Origin of the sequence: Halalkalibaculum sp. DA384 (assembly GCF_043951955.1) — a bacterium.
Lineage (GTDB): Bacteria > Bacteroidota > Rhodothermia > Balneolales > Balneolaceae > JAMQKA01.
Genome location: NZ_JBINJE010000044.1, coordinates 1 through 26513, shown reverse-complemented (window position 1 = coordinate 26513; position 26513 = coordinate 1). Strand labels below are relative to the sequence as shown.

Annotated in this window: 13 protein-coding genes and 1 pseudogene; 1 reads left to right on the top strand and 13 read right to left on the bottom strand. The window is 51.5% G+C overall.

The window, feature by feature from the left end; genetic code table 11:
* Window positions 1-347: 347 nt before the first annotated feature.
* From ACG2E4_RS16755 to ACG2E4_RS16730, 6 genes are all read right to left on the bottom strand, one after another.
* On the bottom strand, window positions 348-2177 hold the full coding sequence (locus ACG2E4_RS16755; protein WP_395277290.1) for a RagB/SusD family nutrient uptake outer membrane protein: 1830 nt from the start codon (window positions 2175-2177) through the stop codon (window positions 348-350).
* A 19-nt stretch (window positions 2178-2196) separates the two neighbouring features.
* Window positions 2197-5631, bottom strand: a complete 3435-nt coding sequence (locus ACG2E4_RS16750) for a SusC/RagA family TonB-linked outer membrane protein (RefSeq protein ID WP_395277289.1) — start codon at window positions 5629-5631, stop codon at window positions 2197-2199.
* Between the two features lie 92 nt (window positions 5632-5723).
* Window positions 5724-6806: a FecR family protein gene (locus ACG2E4_RS16745; RefSeq protein ID WP_395277288.1), complete on the bottom strand. Its 1083-nt coding sequence runs from the start codon at window positions 6804-6806 to the stop codon at window positions 5724-5726.
* Between the two features lie 333 nt (window positions 6807-7139).
* Window positions 7140-7739 carry an RNA polymerase sigma factor gene (locus tag ACG2E4_RS16740; protein WP_395277287.1) on the bottom strand — a complete coding sequence of 200 codons (600 nt, stop codon included), beginning with the start codon at window positions 7737-7739 and terminating at the stop codon, window positions 7140-7142.
* Window positions 7740-7891: 152 nt separating this feature from the next.
* Window positions 7892-11554 carry an FG-GAP-like repeat-containing protein gene (locus ACG2E4_RS16735; protein WP_395277286.1) on the bottom strand — a complete coding sequence of 1221 codons (3663 nt, stop codon included), beginning with the start codon at window positions 11552-11554 and terminating at the stop codon, window positions 7892-7894.
* A gap of 107 nt (window positions 11555-11661) precedes the next feature.
* Window positions 11662-13290, bottom strand: a complete 1629-nt coding sequence (locus tag ACG2E4_RS16730) for an FG-GAP repeat domain-containing protein (protein WP_395277285.1) — start codon at window positions 13288-13290, stop codon at window positions 11662-11664.
* A 153-nt stretch (window positions 13291-13443) separates the two neighbouring features.
* Between ACG2E4_RS16730 and ACG2E4_RS16725 the strand changes: the two genes are divergently transcribed.
* On the top strand, window positions 13444-15192 hold the full coding sequence (locus tag ACG2E4_RS16725) for a CRTAC1 family protein (protein WP_395277284.1): 1749 nt from the start codon (window positions 13444-13446) through the stop codon (window positions 15190-15192).
* Window positions 15193-15565: 373 nt separating this feature from the next.
* Here the strand turns inward: ACG2E4_RS16725 and ACG2E4_RS16720 are convergent, their stop codons facing one another.
* The 7 genes and pseudogenes from ACG2E4_RS16720 to ACG2E4_RS16690 all read right to left on the bottom strand — a co-directional run.
* Window positions 15566-16417: a hypothetical protein gene (locus ACG2E4_RS16720; RefSeq protein ID WP_395277283.1), complete on the bottom strand. Its 852-nt coding sequence runs from the start codon at window positions 16415-16417 to the stop codon at window positions 15566-15568.
* A gap of 29 nt (window positions 16418-16446) precedes the next feature.
* Window positions 16447-18702, bottom strand: coding sequence for a carboxypeptidase-like regulatory domain-containing protein (locus ACG2E4_RS16715; RefSeq protein WP_395277282.1), 2256 nt, complete (start codon window positions 18700-18702; stop codon window positions 16447-16449).
* Window positions 18703-18883: 181 nt separating this feature from the next.
* Complete coding sequence (locus ACG2E4_RS16710) at window positions 18884-20665, bottom strand: RagB/SusD family nutrient uptake outer membrane protein (protein ID WP_395262221.1); 1782 nt, start codon at window positions 20663-20665, stop codon at window positions 18884-18886.
* An 81-nt stretch (window positions 20666-20746) separates the two neighbouring features.
* Window positions 20747-24145: a SusC/RagA family TonB-linked outer membrane protein gene (locus tag ACG2E4_RS16705; protein ID WP_395262220.1), complete on the bottom strand. Its 3399-nt coding sequence runs from the start codon at window positions 24143-24145 to the stop codon at window positions 20747-20749.
* Window positions 24146-24233: 88 nt separating this feature from the next.
* Window positions 24234-25304, bottom strand: coding sequence for a FecR family protein (locus ACG2E4_RS16700; protein ID WP_395277281.1), 1071 nt, complete (start codon window positions 25302-25304; stop codon window positions 24234-24236).
* Window positions 25305-25442: 138 nt separating this feature from the next.
* Window positions 25443-26042: an RNA polymerase sigma factor gene (locus tag ACG2E4_RS16695; RefSeq protein WP_395262218.1), complete on the bottom strand. Its 600-nt coding sequence runs from the start codon at window positions 26040-26042 to the stop codon at window positions 25443-25445.
* A 205-nt stretch (window positions 26043-26247) separates the two neighbouring features.
* Window positions 26248-26513: pseudogene (locus ACG2E4_RS16690) on the bottom strand (dehydrogenase); the annotation flags it as partial.

Sequence of the window (26513 nt, the reverse complement as noted above, 5' to 3'; positions counted from 1 at the left end):
TCCCCTTCACACTCCCGGGTACAGCCATCGCCGAGCCCGCCAGCACACTGTTGCGTAAAAATGTTTTCCTGTTCATATCCCTTTGGTTTTAGTTATTGGTTGAACTCGAAAGCATATCCAATTTTGAGCGCAAAGAAAAGGAGTTCCCGGTTTTCTTTCCACTCAAAATTAATATAGTGTTTTCAGCAGTTCCTGAATAACAGTTGAAGATAAAAAAAGAAGCAGGCTGAAGTTCCAGCCTGCTTCCATAATTTATAACAGCACAGTTGCTGAATATCTCACAAACCAAGTCACGTTCCAGCAATTTACGTGTTTATTCACATGGTTCGCGTGACTACCAGTGTTCTTTAGTTTGTGCTGTACAGTGGATTTTGCACCAGCTGATCATTTCGATTGACCTCTTCGCGGGGGATCGGGTACAGGTACATCTTGTTTTCCCACGCCCGCTGCTGAACCTCGATCAGCTCGATATCCGAGTAGGTGTACTCGTAATAGGGGTCGTTTTCGTTGTGCTCAGCCGTCAGGTAGATACCCAGGGCGTTGTCATCCAGTTCGTCCGGGGCTATCATCCAGCGACGAACGTCAAAGAAGCGATGTTCTTCATACATCAGTTCAATTCGGCGTTCATCCCGGTACTGTTCCATCAGCGCCTGCCCGCTTTCCGTAATGTCCGGCATGCCGGCACGGGATCTGACCTTATTCAGCTCGCGGCGGGCGTCGACATATTCACCCAGTTCGATGGAAGCCTCCGCATAGTTCAGGAGAATCTCCGCATACCGGAAATAGGGCCAGGGAACTTCCTGGATCTCATTCTGGTGATCCACGGCCGGATCCATGAACTTGCGTACGTAATAGCCGGTCGTGGTTCCGTTCCAGTCCTCGATAGGACTACTGCGGGTATCCAGTCCGGGAATGGGATTATCCGGGTTGAGCCGGTTGCCGTTGTCGTCCACGTTGTAGTATTCGAGGAAAGTCTGAATCCGTCCTTCGGGATCCCCCGTTACGTCCGGCGGACGCTGCTGCCAGTCGGCCCCGTCATACATAATGTTGGCGTAGAAGCGGGGATCGCGGTTTTCATACGGTGAGTCGCCATACACCGGGTCTCCGTTTTCAAACTCCTGCCAGTCAAACTCGGAGCCGTCTTCCATGTCAAAGTCATCAACCAGCTTTTGAATCGGAACGTTACCACCCCAGGTGTGATAGCCGTTGGGCCCGTTGTAGAGGCCGTGATCGGCTTCATTGTACTCGTAGGGAAATTCCGAGTTCACGTTGAGACTCATGATTGTTTCGGAGGAGTTGTTGAGATACATCTCCGTGTAGTTGGCCACCGGATCCGGGTTCTGGTCATAAAGCTGGTAGATTCCCAGGTCCATTACCGCTTTGGCTGCATTCTTGGCATCTCGCCACATCTGGGTACGGTTGGCACCGGAGTAGCTGATGTATTCCGGATTGCTGTACCCGCCGGCCCAACTGGGATCGTGATACAGGTCACTTGCCGCGTAAAGCAGCACGCGCGATTTCAGTGCCAGAGCAGCACCCCGGGTGGCTCGTCCCACATCTTCGCCGCTGTACTCGAGCGGCAATCGCGAGGCGGCTTCATCGAGATCGGAAACGATAAAGTTGACAGTCTCCTCCAGTGTGTTTCGCGGAATCAGCATCTCCTCAGTCTGCCCGAGTTCATACACCTGATCCACAAGCGGGACGCCTCCCCACTGGCGGAACGCCATGTAGTAAAAGTAGGCGCGCAGGAAGTAGACCTCGCCGGTCAACCGCTCCTTGAGTGACTCCTCTACGGCGGCATCCTCAATGTTGTTGAGGAAAATATTCGCAGAACGAACATTTTCGTAGATCGCTCCCCATGTCGTATGGCTCAACTCATCATCCGTATAGGTTCCCATGTTGCTGGGACTGATGTTGGACTGTACAACATCGATGGTACCGCGCCCGTGAATGAAATGTGATTCATCGGCGTGAGAGGACATCATGGTCTCCCCGAAGCCCCTTCCCATGCCGACATACAGCTCATTTACGTACGCTTCCGTTAATGCTGGGTCCTGCCAGACATTCTCTTCCGATACCGTATCCAAAGGCTGTTTGTCCAGGATCGAGGTATCGCAAGCCGTCATGGCAAGGAATACAAAACAAACGAGTGTTGATGTATAAATAAATTGCTTCATAATGATCATTTACTTTTGCTTAGAATGATACGGATAAACCGACATTGATAATTCGCTTCTGCGGGTAATACTGACCATTACCGGCGCCGGCTTCGGGATCCATAAACTTGATCTTGCTGAGTGTGGCAAGGTTGAAGCCGTTGGTGTAGACCCGCATGCTCCGCATACCCAGCCTGTCAAGCAGGTCGGTGGGCAGGTTGTATCCAATCTCAACCGTTTTCAGGCGAATGTAGTCGGTCTCTTCCAGGAAGTAGGTATTGGCATTGCTGGCCCAGTACTCATCACCGCGGTTCCACGTGCGTGGATCGGTGGTGCTGGGTCGGTCAGGAGATCCGTCTCCGTCAAGGTCTCCTATCCATCGGTTATCCGCAAAATCCGCACGGAAGTTTCCGATCTCTCCAGATTCGGTCTGCGTGTAGACCACGCCGCCTGTCGCGCCCTGGAAGAACACGATGAAATCGAAGTTTTTGTACGAGGCGGAAAACTCAAGTCCCCCGGTAAACTTCGGAACATCGGTTTTGTCAATCCGCTTGCGGTCGTCGGCGGTAATCTCGCCGTCGCCGTTCAGGTCTTTAAAAATCACGTCACCGGGTCGGGCACCATCCCAGTGTGCTGAGTTGTCGATCTCATCCTGGGTTTGATAGATACCGTCTGCTACGTAATAGAGACTGGTAAACATCGGGTGGCCGGTGGACTGCTGCCATTCGGGCGCGCCCGGGGCCTCATCCCAGAACTTGATTTCGTTCAGCGCATAGGTTCCGTTCAGGGTTACATCGTAGAAGAAATCGTTCCCCACCTGGTTGCGGTAGGTGATGGATCCGTCATATCCCCAGCTGCGAACCTCACCGATATTTTCGCGCGGAAGGGTGAGTCCTGATGTCTGCGGAACGGAAGCGTTGCGCCACCAGAGAATGTCTTCGCGGAGGTAGTCGTAGTAGTCGAAGGTCAACGAAATATTGTCGTTGAGCATCGTTGCATCGATACCTACGTCAAGCTGGTTTGCAACCTCCCAAGTAACTTCCGGATTCGGTACCCGAGTCTGGTAAACGGAGGGTTGAATAGATCCGCCGCCCATCACGCGCCCGTCTCCAAAACCGTAAGGCGCGAGATACTGGAAGGGTTCGATACGGTCGTTACCGGTTTGTCCCCAGGAGGCGCGCAGTTTCAACTCATTAATGAAACCGACGTTGTCGGAAAAGAAATCTTCTTCCGAAATTCTCCATCCCGCTGAAAATGCTGGGAAGAATCCAAATCGTCCCTCTTCAGGGAAGATATAGGAACCGTCATAACGGCCGACAAACTCGAACAGGTACTTGTCCTGGTAGTCGTAATTAACTCGCGTAAAGTAGTTCAGTCGCGCACCACTTGAAGCACTTCCGTCATTGTCTTTTTCTGAATCGCCGCCGGCAAACATCTGGTCTACCTGATCGGAGATGTAGTAGCGACGGAATGCATTAAACCAGTTGCTTTTAAAACGGGTCTGCTCGGTACCCAGCAGGAAGCTGGTGGAGTGATCCCCGAAATCGCGCTGATATTCCGCAACAAGATTCAACAGTACGTTGTAGCCTTCACTTGACTCCTGGAAAAGTCGTGGTTCGGGGAATCCGCGGGGGGCTCCCGTCAGGAACTGCTCCGGATCCGCGTTATCACCCGCGTTTTGGTAGGCTCCACTGTCAAACTGGTAGAGTGTCCACGGTGTTTGCCAGTTTTTCACTGATTGGAAGTTCTTGTCGTAGCTCACATTTGCCCGCACGCCCAGACCTTCAACGCCCGGAATGTCTACATCCAGTCCAAGGTTACTCTGGAAGTAGTATCGCTCGTCGTCAGAGTAGCCCGTTTCCGGGGTGGCTGCTACAACCGGGTTGGTTCCGTTCTCGATATCGGGTCCCGGCAGTCCATTGGGCCATCGGGCCGGCAGGTGTGGCTTCCCGCGCATCGTAAAGCGGAAAATACTGCCCGCTGAACGGTTCGGGAAGTTGCGGTCTTCCAGGCGGCCGGAGACATCGAACCGCAGGCTGATGTTGTCGTTAATCTGTCCGTCGATGTTGCTGCGGAAGTTGTACTGGTTGTAACGGGTGGCGCTGTTTTCATAAAAGCCATCTTCAGTAAGACCTCCGAAAGAGAGGAAATAGCTGACATTTTCACTTCCCCCGGAAACGGACATGTCGGCCTTGGTCTGGTACGACATCGGCTTCAGCACTTCTGCAAACCAGTCGGTATCCGGATATAGCCACGGATCATATTCCGGGTGATCGGGATTTCCATATCTCTGAATCTCATCCTCAGTATAGCTCAACGGGCGACCGCGATAGTGATCGATCTCATTAAGCATGCTCAGGTACTGCTGGGCATCCGCCATCTCCGGAATACGGGTTGGCTGGTTAAACCCCTGGTTGAATTTGAGATTAAACTGAGGTCCGCCTGCAAGGCTGGTTCCACGCTTGGTGGTCACCAGAATAACACCGTTAGCAGCCTGTGAACCATAGATGGCTGCGGTAGCATCCTTGAGTACACTGATGCTCTCAATATTTTCCGGGTTCAGGCGGTCAAGTCCGCCGGAACGATTCGGAACCCCGTCGATTACGACAAGAGGAGCATTGGTATCGAGTCCGTCACCGCGATCATCATCGAGCGTAGAGTTACCGCGAATGCGAATAGTGGATCCGTCATAGCCGGGTTCTCCACTGCTGTTTACGGTAACAAGCCCGGGAATGCGACCGCCCAGCGTATTGGAAACATTGCTGGTAGGCACCTTCTCCAGATCTTCGCCGCCAACCGCGCTTACGGAGCCGGTCAAGGTTTCTTTCTCGCGTTCACCGTAACCCACAACTACAAGCTCTTCTCCTGAAACGGTTTGTGGCATGAGCGTCACATCGATGGAGGTGCGGCCGTTGATGGGTACTTCCTGTCGCTGGAACCCGACAAATGAAAAAATCAGGGTATCCTGTAGGGAAGGTACATTCAGTTCCCAGTTGCCGTCGACTCCCGACGTGGTACCGGTGGTAGTCCCCTTCACAATAATATTAACACCGGGGATGGTTTCACCTTCATTGTCGGTAACCTGCCCGCTGACGGTTTCCATATTCTGGTTCTGTTCCTTCTCGGGAACTTCAGCACGAATAATACCAAACAACCTGTTATCCAGTTGTTTGAGGGCAAGCGGATATCCGTGGATCACATTTTGGACCCCTTTCATGATACTGTTTTCAGTCAGGACAACCTCCCGATCGATCCGCTTGGACTCCAGCAGGCGATCTTCATAAAGGAAAACAACATCATACTTCTTTTCGATATCTGCCAGTGCGTCACTGAGTAGTGTCCCCGATTCCACCAGATGTACCTTTTTCTGGTCGTTCAGGGTAAACACATTGTCAATCTTATCCTGTGCAATTGCATCCGGCACGAGCATGCAGAACACAACCAGGACGCTAAAAATAGATTTAAGTATTTTCATAATCCCTGTATTTAGTGCTTTAACATTGTAGTTGTGGTTATAGGTTGTATGTTTGGTCTGTTGCGGTTTTTGATAGAAAACCCCCTTTGCTGTTAATTAAGATTTCCGAAATAGACCTTCCCGTCGGACAGGGAGACCTCCTCGTCCATCACTTCTGAAATGGACTGGGTCAGATACTCCAGATCCTTTAGCTGTATTGTTCCGGTCAGTTTGCGTTCGTAAAGTTCTTCGTCGTTCACCACGACATCCACACCATAGGTATTTTCGATTCGGTAGATAAGATATGACAAGGGCGAGCTGTCCAGTATCAGCTTTTGGTCAATCCATGAGGTGTAGATATCAAGATTTTTATGAGAGCTGATGTTGACCTCTTGCGCATCCCTGCTGAATTGAGCCATTTCATTGGGCTGCATGATATACTCTTTCGATTCGGTGTCGCCTCCCTCAGCATCGCTGCTTTTCCGGATCGACACCTTGCCCTCTTCCAGTCCCACGCGGGTGTCATTTTCACTGGTTGCTACTACAAATCGGGTTCCCATAACTTCTACGACACCGTCATCGGTAATAACGCGGAAGGGAGGCTGCTTGCCCTCTTCCCTGCTGACAATCGTGAAGTAGGCTTCGCCCTCCAGGTACACTTCCGTGAGATTGCCACGCACCCATCCCGCCGGGTAGGTGATAGCGGAATTGGCGTTCAGGCGGATCGTGGAGCCGTCGGACAATGCAATCGTTTTTTGTTGTTGAAAATCGGTTTCAATGGTCTTCCATTCCAGCTGGGCCTGCTGCTCCGAGTCCGTCTTCTGGTTGGACACGATATTGTAGGAGACCACGCCCGCCAGTGCAGCCACCAACATAGCCGCGGCAATTTTAAGGTACCAACTGCCCCGCTGCCGGCGCTGAGCAGAAGAAACTGCATATCTTTTGAGACTGTTTTTCTGCTCTATCCGCTGTTCAAGCTCATCCCATTCCCTGTCCAGATCCAGTTCCTGGGACCCGGTGTTGACGAAATCGATTCCAAGCACCTCTTGCTGTGCACGCCGCGCCAGCTGTTCATTCCTGGCGCTGGCAGAAATCCACCGATCCCATTTTTTCATCTCCTCCGGGGATCCGGATCCTTTGGCCCACCGGATAAACGACAGGTTATTTGTTAATTCTTCTACCAATGAAATCTCCATTATCCAAACCTATTCGGTTATAAAAATTCTTTCTTAAACATAATCAGATAATAAAGAGCACCAGTTGGTTGCTTTGTAATGGATTTTTTTAAAAAAAGTTGTGATCCGACAATAACGATGTTGACTGGGCCTGTACAGCAACAGCAGGAAAATTAATTAAGGGAGGAGAGGGAAACCTGTAAATGAACGGTAGTGGGGTTGCCAGAATGTTTTTTGGGCATACAAAAAGGAACATCCTAGCCACGAAAGAGGGTTACCAAATCGTTTCCAGGAAGCCGTGGTACCAACACCATTAGGAATAAGTTTATGGAGGGATGAAGTGCAGTAGAAAAGCTACATGATCGCCTCCCAGGAGGAGATAAACGTACGACCTTCCAATTGCTTTTTAAGTGCCTTAACCCCTTTTGACACGTAGTTGCGCGCGGTCTGGTAATTAATCGACATAATTTGCTGGATTTCTTTGTATCCCATTCCATTAAAATATTTCAGGAAAATCGCCTCCCTGTGCCGGTCGGGGAGTGCATTCAACGCGTTGACAAGGGCCTCGGTCTGCTCCTGATTCTGTTCCCTGCGGATGATCAAATCTTCTTTTGTAAATGATATCGAGCTTGAGTACGTAATGATATCCTCAGTACTGACGGTATGAAATTCCCGGTCGATCGCCTTGAATACATCTCTCCGGAGCGAAATCCACAGGTAGGCTTTTACATTCGAGCTGTCTGCCAGGTGCCGCCTGCGGTCCCATATTCTGAAAAAAAGCTCCTGGACACAATCTTTAGCCAGGAACCTGTCTCCGCTCAACCGGTAGGCATACAGGTACAGGTCATGGTAATGGCGTTCGAACAGCTGTTTTAACGCTGCTCGATCTCCACTTTTTAATAATTTCCAGATTTGTACATCCGGCACCAGATCCAGATTATCCGGTCGGTTCATGTAGTACCCTTTCCCTTATTAGCTGCGATGACCACCTGAGACAGGTTGTTATTTTTGTCTTAAGTCACTCACTGAAACCACCTCCTGAGAATAAAAAATAAGTGTTAATAATACAAGAATACTCCAGCCGCTTTCTGCCGGAACCGGTAGTTTTAATGGTACCTGATCACATATTTCCTGTTTACTTCCATGGCCTCCACGCGAGTGCTTTTTCCATCGAACCATGTAATCTCAATTCCCGTCACCGGTCCGGCGGACCCCATAACCTGTACTTTGCTGTGCTGGGACCGGTATCCTGTCCCGGCCTGTATTTCGCGCCACGGTCCCCGCGATCCATCTTCGTATAACAGCCGGATTCCAGAACCGACCGCTTCCCGGTTTTCGGGCGGGCCCACAAGTTGTACACGTATTCCCGGTTTTTCTGACCGGTTTAAAAACAGCTTGGTGCTATCTCCATTTTGGGAGACTGCCAGATCCGTTTTGCCATCTCCGTCGAAATCCGCCGCTGCCGATCCCCGCTGATCCCCGTAAATTTCCAACCCGCTCTGATGTCCCTCTTTAACATTGAAATTACCCTCTCCATCCCCGAGCAGCAGCAAGCCGCGCCCTGCATCCACCCGTGGTGTTGAAGGCGGAAACGGGAAAAAATTCTGGCTCAAAAACAGGTCTTCATTCCCGTTGTTGTCAAAGTCGGCCACCACGGCCTGGAATGCGGTGCTGAACTGCGCTTCCAGGGGGAGCGGATGCGGCTCAAAGCCCTGTTCGGTATTCAAAAAGAGAACGTGCTCCACCATATTAACCTCTTTCGATGGAATCCGGCTGAAGTCCTGCCCGAAAATATCGGCCAGTGACGAACGGGCAAACCGCTCGTGCGTGTTGACATAGCGGTAGATAAACGGCAGCGAATCGAACTCGTACAGCTTTTTCCGGGGGACATACCGGCGGGTGGCCGGCTCAACATAGCTGTCTACAATATCCAGCACTCCGTCCATATTAAAATCCTGGTAGTATAGCTTCAACGGCTGTTCATTTTCCAGCTGATAAACGCTGTTTTTACCAATGTTGGTTGCTACGATATCCGGGCGACCGTCATTGTTGAAATCGCCGGTTGTGATGCCGTTCCACCATCCCCGGTAGCCAGCCAGTTTCTGGTCTGAACTGCGGTCGTTAAAGTTGCCCTCCCTGTTTTCAAGGAGCACGATCGAATCCCACTCGCGGGCGAGCAGCAGGTCCGGGTCACCATCCCGGTCATAATCACTGAATACCGCCCCGGAGACCAGCCCGATTCCAGACAGCTTGCGCGAGTTAACCTGGTCGAGTATAAACGTGCCGTTTTCGTTGAGGAACAACCTCGATGAAGCGTCCTCGGGATAACGGCCAGGGATAAAGCTACCGCCCACGAACAGGTCTACATCCCCGTCACCGTCGTAGTCGGCAGCGGCTATGGGCCCCGTGCTGGAAAGGATCCCGGGAATATCATGCACAACAGAGGCGCTTTTTGCCGATATCTTCACCTGTAGCGCTGATGGGGCCCCGGGATCGCCCCCCTCAAAATTGGAGTACCCCAGGACAAGCTGGAATTGCCCCTCCTCCCCCCATCCGATGACAGCGGTCTGATCACCCGGGGCTTCCGTCGAGACCCCATCGATTGAAGTGGCGTGAAATTCCCCGTCTCCCCTGTTGGAATAGATCCCGATCCCGCCTCCTCTTCCAGACGTTACAAACAGGTCATCATCCCCATCCCGGTCATAATCCAGCCAGGAAACGCCGGGACCCTGTCTACTTAATTTTCGCGGCAGTAGCGGTTGTACCATGAAATCGTCATACGGTGCTTCGTGATGAACATGGTTGATCCGGTCCGATATATCTTCAAACATCGTCTCAAGGTTTTCGGGGTATGTCCTGTCAACGTCTTTTTTGGCCTGGTTCCCGCCGGGCTGTTCAACTTCGTATATCCTGTTTACCCGGAGATTGTCGACTGTACTCTTTTTGCCGTCAGGCCAGCGGATGACAAGCTGGTGGTCCGGGTTATCTTTATCAGCGGCAAACCAAACTGTCTTTTGGGAGCCCGATACATAGTCACCCCCGGAGGTCACCTCTTTTTGCTGGGGAACGGGGCCACCGCGCAGCTCAACTTTGGCCCCTACTCCCGCGGTATTGGGTTCAAGTCCGACGAGTTGTACGGCGATCCGCGGGGCATTGGAACGGTTTTCGTAGAGCGAAGCCACCTGGTTCAGCCGGTTTATCACCAGATCGGGATCTCCGTCGTTATCGAGGTCGGCCACGGCCATTCCCAGCGATATATCCTGATCCGTAAATCCCCATTCGGCACTCTTGTCAGTAAAAGTCAAGTCCCCGTTATTCCTGATCATCTTGTTCGGCAGGTTCAATACCGGGTATTTCAGCAGGTCACCCGAAGCCGGTTTCATTTGATCCCGCCGCTGCATCTCAATCTGGGTGTCCATATCCTGGTAGTCATTCCCGTTCCCGGTCGTAATCAGCAGGTCCTCGTACCCGTCGAGATCGATATCCAAAAATTTGGTGGCCCACGACCATTCTGTTGCCTCCAGGTCACCCAGGTATGAAATCTCGGCAAACGTGTGGTCGCCCCGGTTCAGGTAAAGCGAGTTCCGATTGTATTGCGGGCGGCCATCAATGGGATCGAGATAATCGGAGATCTGCCGCATACTGTGCTCGTGATCAGCACTTAACATTTCGGTAACGAATATATCGGTCCGCCCGTCCCGGTTAATATCTGAAAAGTCGACCCCCATGGAAGAGAAGCTCATGCTGCGAATGGCATTCCTGCGAATTCCTTTAAACGTTCCGTCGCCCTGGTTTATCCAGATACGGTCCGGGGTCCAAAAGTCGTTGGCCACATACAGGTCGGGGTGGTGATCACCGTTGATATCGTAAAATTTTGCCGTTAGACCCCAGTCGCGCGACAACCCTTTTCCCTCCCCGTCATAACTGATGAACCGCTGGTTCAGGTTTTCGGCCTTTTGGAAATATCCCTTCCCATCGTTGAGGTACAGCTCATCCTCCTCTCCATATTCGTTGCGGTAGGATTGACCCTCCGTTTCAATAATCCCGAAATACTCATCGTAGGGTGGAAGTACTACCAGGGAATCGCCCCTTTTTTCCACGGTGTTTTGGAGTGCCAGCTCGTCAGCAGTAAAGATATCCCGGGCGGTTTTCAACTTGTAGTTGGTGATATAGAGATCCAGGTCCCCATCCCCGTCAATATCCGCCATCGCCATTGTGTTGCTTCCTTTTGAAGGCCCAAGCCCGCTGTTTTCCCGCCGTTCAAAATGCCCCTTCCCATCATTGATATAGAGTTCATTCCGCTTTGAGAGAGAAGTTGCCAACAGATCCTGGTCCCCGTCTCCATCCACATCCTCAAACAGGACGCCCGAAGTGTTGTATCCTTCGAGCGCCACGCCCGCCTCATCCGTAATATCGCTGAACTGGAGTCCTCCCAGGTTTTTATACAGTTTATTGGGACCGTTCAGCTGCCCAAAATAGAGATCGACAAGCCCGTCGTCGTCTACATCCGCGGCGGCCACTCCCGATCCGTTGAGATAGTTCCTGTTTTCCAGCACATCCTGGTCCGACACCCGGTTGCTGAACTCAATTTTTGTCGACGACGGGTTGAGCTGACGAAACCCGGTGCCGCCCCAAAATCCCGGTGAAAGTTCCGCCCAGCGATAGTCCTCTTCCTGGTGCCACTGCAGGTCGCTGTCCGGGGAGCATCCCGCCCAAACCCCGACAACTATTAAAAACAGGGATAATGTTTTAATACAGGTTCGATTCACGTTTGATAAATTGATTGCAAGCAATTGGTTAGCTTTATTTCCGGGATAGAATTATATCCTTAGTTATACAGCCGGCCCTGGGTCTTCACTGCCGGAAAATGACAACTTCATTCCGCCCCGTGCGATTGATTTTCCAACACCAAAAAACAGGGTCCCCCTCTCCACTGCTCCGAATTTCGGCTGGTATTTGCGAAGGGACCTTCCGGGAAGCTGCCCAACACAATATCCGGCCTTCCGTTGCCGGTCCAATCTGCTACATCCATCGTCAGCCATCTTCCCGCACCGGCCGCCGGGTGATGGTATGGGATAAAAGACAGATCTCCCTGATTCTCGAAATAAATAAAGCCCTCTTCCGGACTGTTCGCATAATCGGCAAAATAGGAAATTACGGCGATATCCAGCCGGCCGTTACCATTGAAATCCCGGGCTTTCGCATTGTATGCCCCGTTTACCGGGTAGAACCACGCCTCTGTGAATTCGTCGCGGCCATCATTCAAATAAATATATACGCCGTGATACGGCTTCAGCGTCTGGGAAAAGTCGGCATTATCTCCACTGGTATACAGGATATCCGGGTTCCCATCCTGATTAAAATCATGGACTTCAAACGAACTGGACCCGGCGGTAACCTCGAACCGGAGCAATGTCTGCCTGTGGAACTCCCCTGCTCCCCTGTTTTCAAAAAGATATATCGCCTGGTCAGTTTGGGTACAGAGTGCCAGGATATCCCGGTGGCCATTCCGGGTATAATCCATTACATGCGACTGAATGCAGCCCGGCCGGTCGATCAGTATCTTTTTTTCGTGTTGGACCTTGTTCCCAATATTCTCCATCCAAAACAGGTTTCCGGCACGGTGCCCGAACTCGTTGACCAGCAGGTCGTCTGATCCATCTCCATCCAGGTCCGCAAGCTGACTTTCCACAGGGCGGGCTATACGATCCCAGAGAACGGAATCCACCTGCATGACCTGATCTTCGGCATCATAACGTGCGTGCAGCACCGACCCATATGGGGCATCACCCGGGTACAGGTTTCCGATCAGGGTAATTAAGATCTTGCGTGGTCCCGGCTTCATAGTATCGCCGAGAATCTTAATATGGGAGACCGGCGAATCGGTGTCGTAACGCTCCACCTCCTCCAGCTCTTGATTGAAAATCAATAACCTACTTTCATTAGCTTCTCCAATGAATAACACCCGGTTCCCAGGATCAAATGCAACTGCAGTAACCGCCGGGAAGTCTGGCGGCATTATACGCGGCGTACGGGATCTGAAGTAAAGTGAGTCGACCGTTATCCGGGGTTTCGCTTCGTTCCTTGCTAATTTGGGAGGGGCAGCAGACAGGTAAAAAGCACGAATTTTTTTCCACTCTTCCTCACTAATCCTGGGTTCCGCCGGATACACGCTGTCAGGGATGTAGGGATTTTTTTGCTGGTCACGTGAACTACTGCTCGTCGAGGGATCATCGATTCCCAGAAAGGGAGCCATTGCCCCCAGCGTCTCAAAACGCCAGGTTTGCCAGGGCAACAGCCCGGGACTCGGGTACTTGTGGCAGCTGCTGCAGTGCATCTCGGACAACCGTCTCCCTTCCGGAATATCGGGGTCGGGACCGGTATCGGCGGCAGACTGCTGTTTCTTATTCTCGAATGGTCCGGGAACGAGCAGCAGCTGAAACCAGAGCGCCGTTACCAGCAGCACCGCAGAAACCGTTATCATAAACTTCAATTCCCTGCCCATATTAAATGTTCCGTAATTGTATTCCCGGCACCGGGTTCTGGCGATTCAGCCTGCCTGTTCAAAAAATTGAACCTACCAGTGGTTTCGAAAAACTTTTTTCTTCATTTTACCTACAATTGCCAACATCAACAAGTGCAATATCCACATCTGCCTATGTCCGGCTCAACAAAAAATATTCAGGGCGCCCGACTGAGATTATCATATATCGCCATTGGCGGCCTGGCTGTTATTCTGCTTGCGGGTATTGGCTATTATTCCGGTTTCTACAAAATGGAATTTCTTTCGGGTCCCAACATTGAACTGGTTGACGTAACAAAACGGGCCGGACTCGATTCCTACAGGCGAGCCCCGATTTACAGGGCCAATCCCAGCTACCTGGAAGTAATGGGCGGAGGGGTAGCCGTGGCCGATATTGACAACGACGGCTGGGAGGATCTCTTCTTTACGGGTATGCCCTCTTTTGATCCGAATTATCCACAACCATACTCACAATCGGCCCTTTACCTGAACCGGAGAGACGGAACATTTGAAAACCGAACCGCAGAAGCGGGACTAAATAACATCCGGGGCTATCCGATGGGGGCGCTCTTCTTTGATTTTGACAATGACGGCAGCCAGGACCTTTATATTGCTGCATACAACGGCGGACAGCTTTTCAAGAATCACGGGGGAACTTTTACAGATATTACAGCCTCGGCGGGCGTTGCATTGGACGGACTTTGCGGAGTCCTCCCCTGCCTTGCAGCTGCCGCATCTGCCGGAGATTATAACCGGGACGGGCACGTGGATCTTCTGGTAATTAACAATGTTGACTGGGATATTAACAGCCCTGCGCACTACGGGAGGGGGGCGCTCATCCCGGTGGATTATAACGGGCAGTCCTCCGTGCTTTTCCGAAACAACGGGGATGGCACGTTTACCAACGTAACAGATGAGACCGGCATAACAAACCGTGATGAAACCGGTTACCGTGAGAATGGAAAGGGCCTTTCTTCCATCTGGTCTGACTTTAACAACGACGGGTGGCCCGATATCTATATCACGAATGATATGTCGCCCAACAGGTTGTACCTGAACAACGGCGAGGGGACCTTCCTTGAAATAGGCAAGGCGGGGTTTGTCGATGAGTACAAAAGCAGCATGGGAGTGGATGCCGCCGATTTTAACCACAGCGGATACATGGACCTGGTTATGACCAACCTGGCTCCCCAGATGACCACCCTGTTCAGGAATTATGAAAATCTTCGGTTCGATCTTGCCACTTTCTACACCGGCATAATGCCGAGCGCCCGCTCTTCTGGCTGGGGTATCACTTTTGTTGACCTTGACCTGGACGGGCACCTGGACCTGGCGATGGCAGGCGGGCCTATCTGGGATCAATATGAGGAGGCGGAAAACCTCTTTTTTAAAAATACCGGCAATAGGGGATTTGAAGATGTTACGGAGAGCGTCGTACAGTTTCCAAACAATCAGCTTACCCGTGGGCTGGCTGTGATCGATATGGATCGCTCGGGGAAACCGGATCTCATCTTTTCCAATATTGACGGGGCTGCCCCGCAGCTGCTTCTGAACCAGACTGCTGGAAACAACTGGATCAAAATTGATCTTGAAGGGACGGTTTCCAACCGGGATGCGATCGGTGCCCGTGTTTCTATTGAGCGAAAAGATGGATTAACCCAACATCAAATTGTCTCGGCGGGCAACTCCTACCTGAGTTCGGGCAGCAAATCACTGTTCTTTGGGCTGGGGAGATCAGTCATTAAAAAACTTTCCATCCAATGGCCTTCGGGACGGACCGATACGCTGAAGGGACCAGAACTTAATCTGAATGAAATTCTGCATATCCGCGAAGGCCGAAGTACCAACGACCCAACGGAGGTCACTGCCCATTTCAAACCCTGAGTGGTACTCTGTTGCCATAGCAATTTTACTGAACCCCGCATTTTTGAGCCTGGGTCAACCACTCAAAATGAACACAAGCAAGGATGATTAGGAAGACCCTACGGGGAAGAGCGTGACTTTTGTGAACGTCCTAACCCGGGTTTCTCACGAGTATTTTGGATAAAATCATGTAACTTCATGGATGACCATACCTTATCCCATTTTTTACTGCCAAATCATCATTACAGTTCGTAATAGGCTGCGAAATTGGCCTTTCAGCTGCGTTGAAGGACAAATCACCTGTTCAATGTACCAACGTACGCCTGCGCGGCCCTTTTCCCTTCGCCTTGCTAAAAAAATTCTTGGTGAAATCCGGGCTAAGTGTCAACGAGATCTACGAAGGGCAAGGCACCTGAAACAGTCCCCGATCTCCTTCACTGTTCACATAGGGAAAGGTTTTACTGAGAATTCCTCCAAAATATCCGACCCCGTTTTCAATATTGGATACCCCTTCAGGTAAAGCGATCGTATGGCGGTCAAGGGAAAAAAAATCCACCCATTCAGGACCGCCCGAGGCCACAAACACATTCCGCTCGGTCACGGTAATGCCACAATACATTTCACGGATCATCGAGCGCCCGAAATCGGGATTAATCGAAACCCGGTAGGTTGACGGCGGAATAAAGACACTCTGTTGCAGAAAGGGAAACGAAACCTCAACTGTTTTCCCGGTTTCATCGTAGAGTATGCGATAGACCACCTGCACATCAGCCAGCCGTTCAACTTGCCGAATAGTCAGGATATCGGCTCCGAATTCAGGTTCACTAAATTGCGGGACCGGGAAATCCTGCGGGAGCGTAACTTCTGCGTAGCTGTTGCGGCCAGCGGAGTCGGTTACCGAAATCCGGTATCTCTCTCCGGGCAGAATCTGCATGGTCGACCAGAAAATATAGGCGTACCGATTGCCCGCATATCGAAAAAGTGAATCCCTCATGGTACCGAGTTGACCACTTTGCAGGTGTTCAAGCGCCACCACGGGGACCGGCAGTCCGGGGGACAGGCCTATAGTTTCTCGAACCGGCATCACCCGTACCCACTGGGTGTCGGCCGATACATCCAGGTACCCGTTGATGGAAAAGAAATGTCGCTCATTTTCCCGAACCGGCTCAAAAGGCTGTTCACAGGATGAACCAACCACCCACAAACTGCATAGAAAAAGCGCAACGAACCCGAAACTACTGGTCATATTTCGTGTAAATTTGCGGAGTGGGATCATCAGCGGTACCCGAGTTTTATAGAAAGATAGGGAGCCAGGGGCAGCTGATCTACCCGCCGGTGAGTGTAAACATCATAATAGAAAAGGTTGTTGTTGTCATACAGGTTTACTGCCCCGATCTGCAGTGCCAGGCTGGCGGTTTTAAATCTGAACGAGCGTTCTAGCGAAATATCCAACCGGTGATAGGCCGGGGTCCTACCCTGGTACGGCTTTTCGAGAATGACACGCGAGGTGCCGAATGCCCGTTTCAGATCCGGGAGCCGCTCGTTATAGAAAAATATTTCGTCAAACCCGATCGGTCGCGTAAACGGCACCCCGGTGCCAAACTCCCAGCGAAATGCAAACTCGTACGCTCCAAGCGACATGCTCATCAATCCATTGAGTTTGTGCCGGCGATCATGCGGGGGATGATAGTGCTGGACCGGTTCTCCAAACCAGATGCTGAAATGATCTTGCGCGGACTGGTACTCCGTCCATGTATATCCATAGCCCAGGAATCCATACCACTTGTGATAATTTAATTCAAGGCGGATATCACTACCGTAGATGCGCCCGTTGGTCAGGCCCAGATCGGTCGTGAATTCCGCCAGCGTGCTCCAGATTGCCACCGGGATGTTTCGCAACCATTTATGATACGCTTCCACCGTAAAATGAATACCCCGACCCAGCGCCTGGTTCCACCCCATCAGCGCATGGATGGATTCTTTTTTAGCTGTTCCAACCGGGGCGGGCATCCAAGCGGTAAAAACAGAACTGGCGTCTCTGGTATCGCTAAGTCCCACAAGCGACTGCGTATAGCGGCCTAACGCCAAATTCAACGCGGCATCCTCCCTATTGCGCGGCTGCCAGGTAACTCTGAAGCGGGGTTGCAACCCTGTCTTATAATTTTCCCGGTAGAGTGTAAAAACTGTTCCCGGGTACAGCCGTAACTGTCGACCCACAGGTATGGTGGCTTCCAAGTAGCCTCCTCCGTTCAACAGGTGAGCAGCCGCCAGCTGGGGCACCTGAAACTGGTCCCTGAAATCGTACTTCAGCGACTGAATGTGTACAAAAAGTCCATAGTTGAATCTTGTCTGCCGGATATACCGCGTGATGTTGGCATCCAGGTTAAACCGTGTAATCCATGAAAATCTTTCCGGGTCACCGCGGCTGCCCACCGCATTTGACACGTGAGAAAAACCGGTGTTCAGGTCAAACAGCAGGTCGGTGTCAACCGGCAACACAACACACCGACCCCCCAGCAGAAAATTTTTCCACTGGGTCACTTCCGTACCTTCGATATCCAGCTGGCCGCGGTCGAGCGTCCGGAGCGCCAGGGCGGAACAGCGGGAGTCCTGCTCTCCAAAGTGACTTATTTTAAGATACTGGCTTTCAAAATGGACCGGCTGTTTTTCATTGAGCAGCCAGGGACTGGTTTGCTCAACAAGAGAGCGTCGTGCCGAGGCGATGAAGGAGGATTTTTCTTTTTTAACAGGGCCTTCAGCCGCGAGTTCTCCCAGAAACGGGCTCAGACTGACCGCTCCCTTCGGCTGGTAACGATCGCCGTCCCTCATCTTCACGTCCAGCACCGAGGAGAGCCGCCCGCTGTAGCGCGGCCCGAATCCCCCCGCATAAAAATTGACTTCACTGACCAGGTCCGACGGAAATACCGAAAAAAAGCCCAGAATATGAAAAGGCTGAAAGATCAATGTTCCGTCGACCAGTACCATGTTTTCGGTGGGTGTACCACCGCGAATATAAAACTGTCCGCCCCTGTCTCCTGTCGATACAACACCCGGCAAAACCTGGAGGTAGCTGGCAAGATCACCCGTACCCGAGGGAGACGGAACCCGCTGGATCTCCACCGACGATATTTCCTGCCGGCCCGCCTCCAGCCGGGCTGCTCCCCGCAGTGGCGATACGACAAGCTCACTGAGCTGTTCTTCATCCGGTTCCAGGGCTACGCTGACCGTCCGTATCTCTTCTCGTTCCAGTGTCAGTGTATCCTTGAATGTCGTATATCCCACGAAGCTGACCTGGAAGAGGTACAAACCGGGCTGCACATTCGTAATCTGATAAAATCCGTTGTTGTCGGTGGCCATCCCGCGGCGAATCTCCTGCTCGCCTCCCGGTTTTTGAAGGACTACGTTGGCTCCTTCCAGTGGGCGTGCCGAGGCGCGGTCTGTCACTATTCCCTGCACCAACGAAGACTGCGCAGCCGATTGAATGGGAGCGGCAGCAAAACCGGTCAGTACACCGAGGAATAGGTGTAGCAAGGTGCTATGAATCTCTAAACGGGAATACATTATGTTATCGTTAGCGAAATTCGCCCGCCTGACGTGAGATAACCTCACGAATCTCTGCTCATGCTTCCTCAAACGGTGGTAAAAAAGAAGCAGGTCCAACGCCATCGGACCTGCTTCACAATTATGAACTGCTTTTCAGCATTTTACGGGATTAATATCCCGGGTTCTGCACCAGCTGGTCGTTTCGATTGATCTCGTCAAACGGGATCGGTGCAAAATAGTGGCTGTCATCCCACGCCCTGTCTTGCACGTGCAGGGTGGGATCATAGGTGTAATTGGAATATGTGCTGCGATCCCTGGGATCGGTCGCTTCCGCAGTTATCAGGATACCACGGGCGTCTTCATACTTGGTGGGAGCGGTTTTCCACCTCCGGATATCGAACAGCCGGTGTTCTTCACCAAAAAGCTCCACACGACGTTCATTTTGGTACCGCTCAATCAACGCCTGCCCGCTGTCGGTGATGTCGGGCATGCCCGCCCGTTCCCGAATCATGTTGATGGCATCCCTTGCATTTTGCTCTTCTCCAAGTCCGATGCACGCTTCAGCATAGTTGAGTATCACTTCCCCGTAACGAAAGTAGATCCACGGGGTTTCCTGCCGCTGTTGTGGCGGCAGCGTGGGATCGATAAATTTCCGCAAATAATAGCGGGAATAGCTGCCGTTCCAGTCCTCTATCGGACCGTTTCGGGTATCAACCCCCACAACTTGCGAGTTATCCGGGAGCGTCACCCGTTCAAACGTCTGGATGTTTCCGAACGCGTCATACGGTTCCCTGAAGGAGGGAGGCGTTACCCAGGGAGCCCCGTCAAAAAGGATAGAGGCATAAAGGCGGGGGTCCCGGTTGGCATAGGGATCGGAGGCGTGATCCGGGTTGTTCCAGTCGAACGCAGTGCCGTCAGCCATCTCGTAGGCGTCGACCAGCGACTGCAGCGGGGTGTTACCAGCCCACCCGCGATAACCGTTCGGACCGTTAAACTGGTGGGGCAGGAAGCGATCCTGCCAGTCGCGGCTTCCGAGGAAAAAGCGCGCCATGATTGTCTCTTCATGATCTTCATTTACAATAAAGATCTGCTCATAATTCGTGGCGGGATCACCCTGAACCCGTTCAAAGAGGCTGTAGATTCCCATATTCATTACGGCTTCGGCAGCATCCTTGGCAGCCTGGTAGCGAGCCTCCTGGCTGCCGGAGGTGTACCCCGTCACTTCAGGATTTGAACCGATGGGATCCGCAAACAGGTCGCTGGCCGCATGAATCAGTATTCGCGATTTCAACGCCAGTGCCGCACCCCGGGTCGCCCGACCTAAATCGCGGGCTTCCAGCGGGAGCAGGGCTGCAGCGCGGTCGGCTTCTTCCACCACAAAGTTGACGCTCTCTTCGAAGCTGTTCCGCGGAACCAGCAAATCGTCATCAAGCTCAAAGACTTGCGTAACGATCGGGACACCGCCGTAATTTCGGACGAGATTGTGATAGAAAAAGGCGCGCAAAAAATGCGTCTCCCCTTTCACGTGATCTCTGAACTCCTCGCTGACATTGGCCTCATCGATATTGGCCAGCACAATGTTGGTCTGGCGTATGGCGCTGTACAGATGATCCCACCTGAAGTGCCGGAGATCGCCGCGCCCCCAGGCCCCGATATTACTCGGGCTGGAGATGCCCTGCACAATTTCGATCGTGCCGTACCCGTGGATGAAATGCGTGTCATCCGAGAGTGAGGAAAGCTTGACCTCGTCAAGTCCGTGGTGCATTCTTCTGTAAATATCTGCCAGATACAGGTCAATCAGCGCGGGATCCTCCCAAACGGTGTTGTCAGATATCTGGTCCGTGGGACTGAGATTCAGTACGTCTTCGCTGCACGACCCGAATAAAAACAGGATGCAGAGGACGCCCAGAACCTTAAATCGTATTTGATATATAGTGTGTAGTTTCTTCATCGTATTTCCTTTTATCTTCAATAGTTTTAAGGGAGGTGCCCACCCGAGCTGTTGCGGGATCAGGCGGGCACCGGCAAACCGCTAAAATGACAGCGAGAGTCCCAGGTTAACAACCCTTTTCTGCGGGTAGTATGATCCTGAGGCATTGCGTGCTTCCGGATCCATCCAAAAGTCGCTGAACGTCAAAAGGTTGAACCCGTTTGCATATATCCGCAATCGGTCAAGTCCCAACTGGCTTGTGAACGAAGTGGGAGCATTATACCCGATTTCCAGGTTTTTCAGGCGGACGTAATCCGTATTCAGGTAGAAGTAGGTGTTTTGTTGAGAAATCCAGTATTCCTCTTCACGCTGAAATGCTCTCGGTCCCGAGGCATCCGGATTGTCGGGGGTCCACCGGTTTTCCGCAAACTCCTGGAAGTAGTTCCCAAAATCTCCGGACTGGGTCTGCACCCATTGAGAAGCGCCTGCCGCACCCTGGAAGAATACGACAAAGTCGAAGGACTTGTACTGGCCACTGATGTTTAATCCCCCGTTCCATTTTGGAAGATCGGTTCTCTCCACCCGGATTCGGTCATCTGAATTGATTACACCGTCATCATTCACATCTTCAAAAATAAGATCACCGGGTCGGGCATTATCCCAGTGGGGGTAGTTATCTACTTCCTCCTGGTTGCTGAATACACCGATGACGTTGTACAAAAGCGGAGCTTCCATCATTCTTCCCGTCGACTGTTGCCACTCGGGAGCTCCCGGCGGTTCATCCCAGTACTGGATTTCGTTGGTAGCATAGCCACCATTAAGCGCAACATCGATCAGGAAGTTGGAGCTCAGCTGCTTGCGCCATGAGATGGAGCCATCGAATCCCCAGCTTTTCACTTCACCGATATTCTCCCTCGGGAGTTCAAGGCCAGCTGTCTGCGGAACAGAGGCGTTTCTCCACCACAGGATATCTTCCCTCAGGTAGTTGAAGTAGTCGAATTCTATCGACAACTGGTTGTCAAAGATTGCTGACTCTATGCCGACGTCAAACTGGTTGGCTACCTCCCATGTTACATTTGGATTTGGCGTGCGACCCGGAAAAATACTCTGCATCACCGAGTTGTTGAAGATATATCCCCCGCCAAACGTATAGGTGGAGAGGAACTGCCATTCTTCGATACGGTCATTGCCCGTCTGTCCCCAGGAAGTACGTAGCTTCAGCTCGTCAAAAAAGTCGCCCGTAGCATCCTGGAACCAGTCTTCCTGGCTCAGTCGCCATCCCAGGGAGAAAGAGGGAAAGAAACCGAACCGTTCGCCCTCGGGAAAGATATAGGACCCGTCGTACCGACCGACGAATTCGAAGAGATACTTGCTCTGATAGTTGTAATTCAGGCGGGTAAAATAGTTGAGCCGGGCTTCCTGGTTATTTCGGTCATCAATTACCTGTCGTGAACCGCCCCCAAGATCCTGTTGCTCCTCGCCCCCCACATCAAGTATATCAATCTGGGTAGAGGGGAAGTAGCGGCGGAAGGCCCAGAACCCGGAGTTGTTGGCTTCCTGCCGTTCGGCTCCCAGTAGCACACTGTAGGAGTGATCCCCAATATCCTGCTGATAGGTTCCCACCAAGTTCAGCAATATGCCATCGCCTGTTTCAGACCACTGCTGAAGGTTGGCGTCCTGGTTGGGTACGAGGCTGGAGTTAAAGATCGGCTCCCCGCTGCTGTCCATCCCGTCGGCGATGCCGTCTCCATTCGTGTCAAAGCCCTCAAGAGAATAGAGGGTCCACGGCGTCTGCCACCGTTTACGCTGGAGGAAATCCTTGTCATATGAGGCCGTTCCCTCAAAGGCCAGTCCCTCGACCCCCGGAATTTCGACTTTAAGCCTGACATTGCTTTGGAAATAATAGCGTTCGTCATCGTCATAGCCGGTGGCATCGGTTCCGGTGACTACCGGGTTGGTACCGTTCTCGATGTCAGGTGCAGGCAGACCGTTGGGCCAGAATCCATGTTCGTTCGGTTTGCCGCGCATCAGCATGCGGAAAGTGGCGCCGGCCCCCTCGGTTGGGAAATTGCGATCTTCAAATCGCCCCAGGGCGTCGAAGGAAAGGGTGATACTTTCGGAAAGCTGTCCGTCGATATTGCTACGGAAGCTGTACTCGTTGTAGCGGGTGGCGCTGTTCTCGTAGTATCCATCTTCGGTCAATCCACTGAATGAAAGATAGTATTTTATGGATTCACCGCCTCCCGACACCGACATGTCAGCCCGGGATTGAAATGACATCGGTTTTAGCGCTTCGGCAAACCAGTCGGTATCCGGGCACAGCCACGGGTCCTCCTGGTTTCTGTGGCAGTCGATCTGTTCCTGTGTATAGCGGTCGCCGAGGCCCCGGTAATTATCGATCTCATTCAGCATCGTCATGTAGGTGGCCGCGTCCGCCATCTCGGGAATGCGCGTCGGCTGATTAAATCCCTGGTTCAGATTCAGCGTGAACTGGGGAGCCCCTTCCCGCCCCCGCTTTGTGGTAATAAGGATTACGCCGTTGGCTGCACGCGAACCGTAAATTGCCGCCGAGGCATCTTTCAGTACGCTGATATTTTCAATATCCCGGGGATTCAGCCGGTCCAGGCCTCCCGATCGATCGGGAACCCCGTCAATCACAACCAGGGGCTGGTTGTTGTTCAGGGTATGTTCCCCACGGATACGAATGGTTGCCCCGTCATAGCCGGGCTCCCCGCTGCTGTTTACCGTTACAATGCCCGGCAGCTGGCCGGTCAAGCTGTTGGCCATGTTCGTAACAGGAACTTTTTCCATCCTGGCTCCGGAAACCGAGCTTACAGAGCCGGTCAGAGTTTCCCGTGTCTGTGTGCCGTACCCTACCACCACCAGCTCTTCACCGGAATAGGTTTGGGGAATCAGCGTCACATTTATCTCCGTGCGGCCTTCAATCGGAACTACCTGGGTCTGGAATCCCACGAAAGAAAAAACCAGCGTATCCTGTAGCGAGGGTACCTCCAGCTCCCAGTTGCCGTCCGTGTCGGATGTCGTGCCGATCGTGGTACCGCTAACAAGGATATTCACACCGGGCAGTGATTCCCCGGCATTGTCGGTTACTTGCCCGCTTACAAGCTCTATATATACTTTTTCAGCTTCTGCGAACTCATCCCGAATAATGCCATACAGGCTGTGATCCAGCTGTTTCAGCTTCAGCGGGTATTCCTCGATAATATCCTGCACGCCCTTAATTAAGTTGTCATCCGACAGCATAAATTCACGGTCCACTACTCTGGACTCCAGCAAGCGGCTTTCATAAAGAAAAACAACATTATATTTTTCCTCGATTTCCGCCAGTGCGTCGCTCAGCAATGTCCCCGACTTCACCAGGTGAATATTGGTCCGGCTATTCAGGGTTAATGCATTGTCAAGTTCATCCTGGGCTGACAGATCCGGTACGATCATGCAGATCGCCACCAGGATGGGGAAAATTGATTTTGTTAGTTTCATTGTCCCTATGTTTATAAGTTTTATTATTAAGTTAGATATGGATTTGCCATGGTATTTTTTTGATTTGTGATGATTTTCCCTTTCTTTTTTACCGGTTTTTATTTCCGAAATACACAGTCCCGTCTTTCTGAGTAACGTGGATATCCATTACATCAGAAACGGACTGCACGACATGCGACAGGTCTTTTAATTGTATTGATCCCGTTAATTTCCGGTGATACAGCCGATCGTCGGTAACGGTGACGTTGGTTCCGTATGTCTCTTTTATTCGCTGAACCAGATAACTAAAAGGTGAGCTGTCGAGCACCAACTTGTGGTCGGTCCAAGAAGTGAACACTTCTATATTTGATATTGCTGAAATGCTGACGTGTGCGTCTTGCTTGTGTAAAACAGCAAGTTCATTGGGTTTTACCTCGTAGGCGACTGCGGGGGGCTCGCCGTCCAGATTTCTTGTGACGGTAATGGCCCCTTCTTCAAGTGCTACAGCCGTATTGTTTTCATCCGTCTTAACAACAAACCTGGTGCCCGTTACATAAATGGTACCATCGGTCGTTGTGACTTTAAACGGTATGGTATCCGCAGAATTTCGATCCGGGATGGAGAAATAGGCTTCTCCTTCCAGAAAAAGCTCTGCACTCCTTGTACGCATCCAGCAAGAAGGAAACGTGACAGAAGAATTGGCGTTAAGAATGATGGTGGAGCCATCAGAAAGAGTAACTGTTTTAAGCTGACGGTATGGAGTTTCTACCGTTGTCCATTCGGTTTCATCCTGCGCGGCCGGGAGATTCTCCGACCCGGTAAAAAGCGGAAACGGTCCGGCGTCCGCTGCCAAAATGACAACTGAAGCCGATGCTGTTGTTTTTAAGATCCGGTTATACTTTTTCGGTGCAACCGGTGCCGATTTGGATGAAAGAATGCTGCCGGTAATCCTCTGGTCGAGCTCCGACCACTCCTGTTCCAGGTCAAAAACCGACCGGGTGACAAAGTTTATCCCCAACACTTTTTGCTGTGCTTTCCGAGCCCGGCAGCGGTTTTCAGGCGCTTCGCCGAGCCATGCATCCCATTTCTTTATCTCTTCCGGTCGGGCTGTTCCCTTCACCCAGCGGATAAAAGAGATATCCTGGGTTAATTCATCTATGGACAAGCTGTTATTACCCATTAACTCCCCCTCTCTGAAACCACCAAGGTTATTGACAACTTCAGTCACTATACTAGTAAAGAGCGGTTAGGAAAGAGCTTGTAATCGCTATTTACAAAAAAAATATTCTTAGCTACACGCCCTACCCGTAATTTCGGCCTATATAGCTTCCTTGATTGAGGATACGAATATTTTACCCTCAAATTCTTTTTTTAAGGCTTTCACGCCGTGATAGATATAGTTTCGTGCTGTTTGATAGTTAACCGACATCACCTGCTGTATTTCGCTGTAGCTTAAGCCGTTGAAATATTTTAAAAAAATAGCTTCTCTGTGCCGGTCAGGCAGATTGTTCAGAGCTCGAAGGAGAGCCTCTTTCTGCTCTTCTTTTTTTTCTTTTTGAATGATAAAATCTTCATGTGTGAACGATAACAGTTCAGGGTATGAAATAATATCTTCGCTGTGTATCGTTTTGTCATCCCTGCTGATCGCTTTAAAAACATCTCTTCTCAACGAAACCCATAGATACGCCTTCACGGATGAAATATCGGAAAGATGCTCCTTCCGGTCCCAAACCCGATAAAAAAGCTCCTGTACGCAATCCTTTGAGAGGGCTTTGTCACGACTTATCTTGTAGGCATAGCTGTACAGGTCATTGTAGTATTTATCAAATAACGTTTTGAGAGCTTTCCGATTTCCTTCTTTTAGCAGTTGCCAAATTTCGGAATCCGGCAGCGAATCAAATTTGTCGCAATGATCCATAAAGTTTCCTTCCCCTTTCTTTGACGTGAACCCCTGTAGTAAAAAATTACATAAAGATAGGCAGGCGTTCTATTTACAAGATAGAATTTTTCACTCTTTATGCAACTTTTTTGAAAACTTTACAATAAATGGCGTACCCGGAACAAAAAAACAGGCGGTACCCGTTAAGAGACCGCCTGTTAAAGCATCCGCGAATTTTGAGGGACTATAATACTTCAGTCTCGCCGGGCACGGGCACCGGGTATGTTCCATCGGGTCCCGGCACGACGGGCGGGGTCTCCTCCCAGCCGTATTTTTCGGGCATCAGGCTTTTCTGGGAATTGAGCGCATCCTCCCAGCCGATCACATCCCCCGAGTAGGTGGCCATCCGCCCCATCAGGGCCGTCAGCGTACTCTTGGCGCCGTTCTCGGTATCGTTGATCTGCTCGCCGTTGCGGATTGCGGCAAACAGCTCATCGTGCTCCTGCTGGT